This window comes from Oleiphilus sp. HI0080, from assembly GCF_001635135.1.
On record NZ_LWFU01000687.1, the window covers coordinates 1 to 679 of the forward strand.

The following is a 679-nucleotide window of genomic DNA, read 5'->3' on the forward strand; positions in this document are numbered from 1 at the left end:
CAAAACTTGAAGGTTTACTAGATTGACGCGCTCACAACTTGCCAAAAGTCGCTTCTGCGTGGCGAAATCATGAAGTGTCTCTTCATCAATAGGTCCGTCTTTTAATTTAAGCGTGGCTGCACTGCCTGCGGGCGGCTTGTCTTGATCGGCTGCGGGATCTTTCACACCAAAAGCGGGTTTTTTATCCGCATTAGGTGTTCTGCTACGAATATTCCGAACACCGCGCTCTTCTGACTCGGGACGTGAGGCTTCTGCTCGTTTTTGAGGCGGCACTTCGTTTCTAAGCAACCCTGAAGCTACCGCATTTTGATTCTCTGGATTTGCTTTCGACACGCACTACTTCCTTAATGCTCTTAATAGGTTATATCGGTAGAATAGACGGATTCTTTAATGCAATACGAAGCATAATTACTGTTCGATTTTTTAGCCCAAAGGAGCAAACGCCATGTTTACTGGTATCGTCCAAGGTAAATCAGAAGTGACAGCGATAGAAAAACGTGACGCTCTGAGCTCAATAACATTCCGATTCCCCCCGGACGCCTTAAGCGGCTTGCAGCGCGGGGCCAGTATCGCGATTAACGGTTGCTGCTTAACTGTTACGACATTCGATACCGCACTCTCAGTTGCACGTTTTGACGTCATGAAAGAATCGCTGAATGTGACAAACCTTGGGGAGCTT

At 47.1% G+C, this 679-nt stretch carries 1 protein-coding gene and 1 pseudogene; one reads left to right on the forward strand and one right to left on the reverse strand.

What is annotated here, in order from left to right; all coding sequences use genetic code 11:
• Positions 1-333: hypothetical protein (locus tag A3751_RS14870; protein ID WP_156492495.1), on the reverse strand; the 333-nt coding region annotated here is incomplete at its 3' end.
• Positions 334-445: 112 nt separating this feature from the next.
• Here A3751_RS14870 and A3751_RS14875 point away from each other — a divergent pair.
• Positions 446-679 (forward strand): annotated as a pseudogene (locus tag A3751_RS14875) (riboflavin synthase); the annotation flags it as partial.